Source organism: Anaerosporobacter sp., from assembly GCF_031551385.1.
Lineage (GTDB): Bacteria > Bacillota > Clostridia > Lachnospirales > Lachnospiraceae > Anaerosporobacter.
In genome coordinates this window covers 1-7,178 of the sequence record NZ_JAVBNS010000078.1, presented here as the reverse complement: position 1 = coordinate 7,178, position 7,178 = coordinate 1, and the positions used below count along the sequence as shown (strand labels likewise).

The 7,178-nt window shown below is 33.2% G+C and carries 7 protein-coding genes; 1 reads left to right on the top strand and 6 read right to left on the bottom strand.

The features are described from left to right. The 3 genes from RMR19_RS07630 to RMR19_RS07620 form a co-directional block, all read right to left on the bottom strand. Positions 1–1,061, bottom strand: a 1,061-nt coding sequence (locus RMR19_RS07630; protein WP_310602902.1) for a hypothetical protein, incomplete at its 3' end; no start/stop codon positions are given. A gap of 92 nt (positions 1,062–1,153) precedes the next feature. Then, on the bottom strand, positions 1,154–1,681 hold the full coding sequence (locus RMR19_RS07625; RefSeq protein ID WP_310602901.1) for a putative immunity protein: 528 nt from the start codon (positions 1,679–1,681) through the stop codon (positions 1,154–1,156). 40 nt (positions 1,682–1,721) lie between these two features. After that, positions 1,722–2,495, bottom strand: a complete 774-nt coding sequence (locus tag RMR19_RS07620; RefSeq protein WP_310602900.1) for a GNAT family N-acetyltransferase — start codon at positions 2,493–2,495, stop codon at positions 1,722–1,724. A gap of 359 nt (positions 2,496–2,854) precedes the next feature. Between RMR19_RS07620 and RMR19_RS07615 the strand changes: the two genes are divergently transcribed. Continuing rightward, on the top strand, positions 2,855–4,954 hold the full coding sequence (locus tag RMR19_RS07615; RefSeq protein WP_310602899.1) for a methyl-accepting chemotaxis protein: 2,100 nt from the start codon (positions 2,855–2,857) through the stop codon (positions 4,952–4,954). Between the two features lie 72 nt (positions 4,955–5,026). On the opposite strand, the gene RMR19_RS07610 is transcribed toward RMR19_RS07615, so the two are convergent. From RMR19_RS07610 to RMR19_RS07600, 3 genes are all read right to left on the bottom strand, one after another. Next, complete coding sequence (locus RMR19_RS07610) at positions 5,027–6,151, bottom strand: hypothetical protein (RefSeq protein WP_310602898.1); 1,125 nt, start codon at positions 6,149–6,151, stop codon at positions 5,027–5,029. Positions 6,152–6,184: 33 nt separating this feature from the next. Further along, positions 6,185–6,715, bottom strand: a complete 531-nt coding sequence (locus RMR19_RS07605) for a GNAT family N-acetyltransferase (RefSeq protein WP_310602897.1) — start codon at positions 6,713–6,715, stop codon at positions 6,185–6,187. Between the two features lie 41 nt (positions 6,716–6,756). Beyond that, positions 6,757–7,178 (bottom strand): flavin reductase (locus RMR19_RS07600; RefSeq protein WP_334308193.1); only part of this gene is annotated, 422 nt, incomplete at its 5' end.

Genomic DNA, 7,178 nt, shown 5'->3' with positions numbered 1-7,178 from the left:
TCTACATCACATTCTTTCAGCTCTAGCATCTTCTTCAAAACCTTTTTTCTACTCTTAGAATCCGTTAATTTCGTTGCAAATTCATCTGGTTTTGGATACCAACCTTTCTTTTCTCCAATCGCCTCCCAGTAACTCCAACACAGTTTATGCATTTTAAATCCAATATTCTTAATTCGATCTGTATAATTCTTGATATCTGCATTCACATCTTTCATAATCCCCAAATGATTACGTAATGCACATTTTCCTACTGTACCTGAAAATGCCATCCCCATAAAAATTCTGGTCTCTGCCAAATAGCTTTGACAATGAAGATAATAGAAGGTCTCTTTCAATGTTTCTTCCTCTATATTTGTAAAAAAATCATTATCTGATAATAACTCAACATATTGCTCCATCGCCTTCACACCATATGCATATGGTCCTTCTGAACTATTTTCCATAACGTTTATCCAATGGTTCACATACTTTGAGTACTCATAAGGCTTCGCCTTAAAATCATCAACAATAATTACTCTTTTTAAATCATCTGACCAGTTCGCTTTGAAAAACATTTTATTTTCTAGCATACCATCTGGCTTAAAATCACTCTTATTCAAGCAACCATGAAAACCATATAACGTATCTCCATTATTCTCATAACCAGTTATAATACCCCACATTGAATCTGTGAACTCAAACAAAACTGGAATCTCACGATTAATTGATTCCAAAATTTGCTCTTTTACCTCATCTTCGCTATTCACTTCTTTTTGCAAGATATGATAATTACATTTTCCAAAGTTCATCATATATGGGATATGTTCGTCATTCTTTATTGCTAACTGAAAATCTATTTTACTGCAAGGAATATACTCGCTTGTATATAAACAACTAAAAGCATAGCCAGAAGCCGTTAGTAAAAATCTATATAATGCTTCCCTATGGTTAGATAGATTTTCAGGAGTAGGTTTTATCCTTTTATTTTGCGATAATAATAATGAAGCAAAGCAATTAACTAATGGATATCCCGCATAGCCTTGGGGTTGTACAATATTATCAAGAATCTTAGTTTTTTCCATATAATCTTCCTTTCATTGTGTTATTACCTTTTGAACAGTTACGACATTTATTCTAATAATTCCAATGTGTAGACTGAAATAATCACTAATCCTTAGCAGTTCCAGTTAATCTTAGCTGGTTTCTTTTCATCTAAAACAGCAACATTCTTTAATGCTTCTTCCATCTTCGCACATTCTTCCTGTGCAATCTGATCATATATCTCTGCACTTTCTTCCAATCCAACTCTATCATATGCAATTGCCGCCGCACCATAAAACGCCATTCCTAAAGAATGTGTAGGTGTATAGATTGATGCTACTGCCTGTCCTACTGCACGAGCCGCTGCTTGAGCCACTGGATTATCCTCTGCTTCCTTTGCAGCTTCATTTACATTAGCTACAATTTTTTTCAACTCTGCTAGAGTAATCTCTTTTGCTAGATAAGCATAAAAGCTATCTACTGATTCCTTCAATCGCAAATCCTCTGGGTAATTCTTTTCATAAATATCAAGAAAATAATTTTTAGCATAAGCTACACACCAGTTTGCGATAGTTTCCTTACTCTGTGTTTCAATTAAACGCATTAGTGATACAATATATGGTGAGTCTGCACTCCCTAACATTTTTCTTAATTTAGCCATAAATCCTCCGCAACAAATATATAATCATATTTTGCTTTTATTAATATCCATATATTTCATATGCCGCATATTCATGGTCATAATGATATCCTAACTTTTCAGCCAATGCAACTGACCATTTATTCTGCGCATCCCAACTTGGATACAGATTTCTCTTCATACACTCTAATATTAATTTTGCGCCACATGCATAGGCAAGCCCTTGTCTTCTATACTCTTCTTTTGTATCAATCTCTATTTCTATCCCTTCACGATAACTCGTATATGATGATGCACCAGAAACCGGTTCTTTCGTCTTTTCCTCAACAGCAACTACACCAAGACCAAATTTTTGATACATTGCATATTCTTTGTATTGTGCCACAAAATCTCTACTCCAATTATTTTGCATACACCAGTTATAAATATCCTCATCAATTAATTTTAACGCATATCCTGACTGTAGTGAATGAACGATTTCCTCTAATTTATCTTTATCAAACACATTCGCTTCTTTTTTTATTGCATAGCGAGTAACTTCTTTCGCTTTTTCTCCATAATTACTAGCGATTCGTTTTGCCCATTCATCGTCTCTTGGCACCATAATTATAAAGTCATTGCTACAGCTTTCTGGTTTATACATCACAAGTTCATCATTTGGTTTACCAGCAAAAAAACAGAAATCAGCTAAGATAGCCATTGCAGATTGTGGTTCATTCAAATCATCTACATATATTTCTCCCATTACGTTTTGTAGGCAAGACCATATTGAAGTCTCTTGCCAGTCTCCAAAGATTTTCTCTGCCTTTTTTGTATCATCTAGTTTAAATATCATCTTTCTACTACCTCCGATTTCAATATAATTTCCTACAAAAATCTGTTTTTTATTATATTATCATAATGTTATACTAACATCAACTTGTTAACTGAAAACTCTTTTTCTAATATTAAAATAACGCTAATATTCTTTATCTTCCATATAGCAACGACATGTATACACCTCTCTTTTTATACGACACAAAAGATAAAAAGTTATTTATTAACAACATAATTCAGCTCTTTAATGCAAAAAAGCACTAGTAAATGCAAAAAAAATTTGTTAAACTATATCTGACAATGTAAAATTATTAATATCAAGCATTTAATGCTTCTGTTAGTAGTATACAATGTAAGAAGAAAGGTAGGGTATTTTATATGGAGTATAATGAAGAACACTTTAAAAGAGGTGCTAACTTAAAAGCCATGAGTGTATGGCTGATTTTATGTATTGTTTTATCTGGTGCATACGCACTAGAAATTGTAAAAGGTCTGCGTACTATAGACTACTATATTACATTTTTATTAGTTTGTTGGGTTCCTTTTTCTGTTGGTTTGGCAGTTTTGAAGTTAAAAGGTAGCGCATCTGACATTTACAAAGATATTGTTGGTTTTGGATATGGTATATTCTATGTATTCGTTATTATGACTACGACATCACCATTAGCTTTTGTATACATATTACCACTTACAAGTATGCTTATCTTATATAAAGATAGAAATTTTATCCTTCGATGTGGTATCGCCAATATTCTGCTTTTAATAGCAAGTACCGTTAGAAGCATCTCTGTTGGTCTAAATTCTGCATCCGATATCACTTCCTATGAGATACAATTTGCTTGTATTGTATTGTGCTATATCGGATATATCTTATCAATTAACCATCTAAATGCTTCTGATGGTGCTATGTTAGGATCTGTAAAAGATAATTTAAACAAGGTTGTTACTACAATTGAAGCAGTAAAAGATGCTAGTAATTCCATCGTAGATGGTATGGCATCTGTACGTGAATTAGCCGATGAGAATATCGAAAGTGCTAATTCTGTAGTACATTGTATGGATGACTTAACAAGCAATAATATGTCTTTGCAAGACAGTACGTACTCGTCACTTAACTTAACAGAAACAATCAATGCACAAGTACAAAATGTTGCTGCATTAATTAGTCATATGGTAGAGTTAGTAAACGAATCAACTTCTCATGCTAAAACTAGTTCTGATGAACTTTCCGATGTTGTTAAATCTACTAATGATATGGCTATTTTATCTTCTGAAGTAGAAAAAGTTTTGAATGATTTTAAATCTGAGTTTGACTCTATGAAAGAAGAAGCAAAAACAATTGAGAGTATTACCTCCCAGACAAACCTTCTTGCGTTAAATGCATCAATTGAAGCTGCACGTGCTGGTGAAGCTGGAAAAGGGTTTGCTGTTGTTGCAGATGAAATCAGAAATTTAAGTCTTGGAACACAAACTTCATCTAACAGCATATTTGAAGCACTACAACACTTAGAACAAACTTCAGATAAGATGACAAAATCAATCTCTATGATTTTAGAGAATATAAATGTAACGCTAAAAAAAGTTATGCAAGTTGATGAAAGTGTGGATAAAATCACTCAAGATTCCTCTCAAATGAGAAGCAATATTCAAGTTATTGACAGTGCAATGCAAGAAGTTAGTGAATCGAATTCAAACATGGTTACTAATATGCAAGCAGTATCTCGTGTCATGGATGTAATGACAGAAAGTATCCAACATTCCGATCAAACTACAAGAATTATGGTTGAGAAATATGGTGAAACTTCCGAAAACATTCTTGGTATCGAAAAAGTTGTCGCTTCTTTAATGGAAGAACTTGGCGATCATGGATTTATGGGCTTAAAAGATATTAAAGTTGGAATGCTTGCCTCTGCATTCATTGGAGGAATTGAACGTAAGATAGAGATTGTTAAATGTTTAAAAGATTCTATTATATTTAAATTAGCTCAAGGAAATAACGATGCAATTTCAACAAAAACTTATCACACTTGTGATTTCCAAATTATTGTAGAAAATATTCTATACAAATGGGATAATGCAGCACTCTCTTCTCAACATCACATGAAGGGCGAACAGCTCTACAATATTGTTTTAGATAGAAACCCACAAATTGTTAATCGTAGAAAATATCCAAGAATGCCGATTACAAACGATTGTCAAATCACATTACAAAACGATGAACAGACATACCACGGAAAAATGGTTAACTTATCTGCTGGTGGTTTTGCATTCAGAGTGAAAGATCATGAATTTGCTAATTCAAGAGGACAAGTTGTCAGCTTACATATCGATGGATTTGACTTACTTAAAGATATGAACCTAGATGCAAAGATAATTCGTACTAACTTTGACAGAGGTATCTATATACTCGGTTGTAGACTTTTAGAAGATGATCTTACAATTTTAGATTATGTAAACAGACATTATAAGGAATCTTAAAAACAGAACAACGGACACACAGATTTTAATCTGTGTGTCCGTCGTTTTAATATCTTATTCTTGGACTTTTAATTATGACGACGATGCCAACAATTCATTTATAGTATTTATGAATTCTCTTACATCTTCAAAATCAGACACCTTCATCTTTAATTCCATCTGACCATGACATACTATCTTTTTCCTTCCATTAAAGTTATATGATGTCTTAACTACACAAGGTGAACAACCCACACATTCATTCAAATTATCAAACATTCTTTGAGCCAACAGCAAGTCTTTCTTTGCAAGTTCATTCAATGTTTCCTCCATCATATCAGCTTTTCTATGCCAAAATTCAGGTTTACAATTTGTAAGGATATACCACTGCAATTCATGATGCATGGTATCATAACTTGGAAGAATTCCATATGAAAATCCATAGTCAGACGCTACATACGTAATTTTATTCCCATGTTTTTCAATCTGACGTTTGAATTTCATTGGTTTTAAGGATTTAAGAAATCCATCCATTTTGACAACCTCAGCTTTTATATCCACTGGTAAATTTAGTGTACACGATTCAAACGTGTGTTTTATTACTTCTTTCTCATCTATTTCTTTGGTTTGTTCCTTAACAGTTAATAAATCATCACTATGTACAATATTTGCTGTATCTTCAAATTCCCTCACCGACACAGTCTTTATATATACTTCCGTTCGTTTATCACATGCTATTTTTAATTCAAACCCGTCTTCATTCATTTCTTTAAACAAACTTGATTTCATATATTTTTCTTTTTTACTATAATACCGCTCTTCACCATTAATTAAAATCTGCATTTCCTTCAAGTCATAAATAATGGAGATATTAACAAACTCATTCATTGGAATATAATTATCAAAACTCCTTGGCTTACTATTCGGTTCAACAATATCATCCATTCTTCTATTATCCGACCATGGTGTTCCAAAATTAAGATGGCCATTACCGAAGAACACATATAGACCAGGAGTATCAATTTTCACCATCAAATCAACTCGCAACGGCAGTTTAAAAAATTTTTTTATGTAAATGTAGGAATCTCTTTTCAATTCAGGACTATTGAATCTTGTTGTCATCGTTTTCCTTGTTGTTGTCATATATAATAGATTATCTTTATATTCTGTTAAAACGTTTCCTTTTGACTCAAATAACTCAAGGTTAATATTTCCCATGAATTTCCCCCTTAACTCGTTTTGTAGATAACGTTATTTTGAATGTTCAAACCATTCTTGCGCCAATATACCATACTCATAGGTATCTGACCAAATTGGATTATCTTCTTTATCTTTCTTAAAATAAATATTTTGAATCAAGTGTCCTTCTCGACGTAATCCCAATCTCTCAAGTAATTTCCAAGAAGATTGATTGTGAGGATTACACATTGCTATTACCCGTCTCGCATTGTTGTTTTTTAGTATATCATCAATTAAAAATGCTGCTGCCTCTGTAGCATAGCCATTTCCTTGATACTCTGGATTGAAAACATATCCAAGTTCCCATGTATCGAAGTCTTGCTTTGCTAAATATATATTTCCAATCAATTTATTTGTTTCTTTTAAACAAACCGCCCAAAATGCTTCATCAGTAGAGCGATTAATCGCCTCTTGTTTACATTCTTCTTCTGAATATACATCATAAGGTTCGTATCTTACTACTTCATCTTGGGATAAATAGTCGTATAAATCCTTCCAATCCTCTGGCGTAAATCTTCTCATTATTAGTCTTTCTGATTCCATATCTCATTTTCCCTCTTACTGCTTTCTTGATTTAAGATTTGCTACTTCCAAGGTCGTTTCTTTCCTGTCCAGCCTTTCTCTTTCCAGTAATGGCTATCTGTTTCTAAAGCACCTTTTCTCTGAACTAGATGCATAACAAAAAACAATCCTCTTGTTTTAATCCCTGGTTTTACTTTTCCATTCCTTCTTTTTATCTGCTTTGCCAATGCTGTCGTTTTCCGGTCGATTTTTCCTTTGACTTTATCACTCACGTCTTTATAAGAAGTTGAATATACAGCTACTCCATATTTATAAACTTTCGCTACTCCCCAGAAAAACATACTGTGTGCCATATCCTTGTTAGTAGATTTCATTCCACCACCTGCTGCCGTGGAGATGCAAACTGCCTGCTTTGTAAACATGCTCCCTTCAGGGCGATGCACCAACCATCGATATCCATAGTGGTCTAAGAATGCTTTCATTG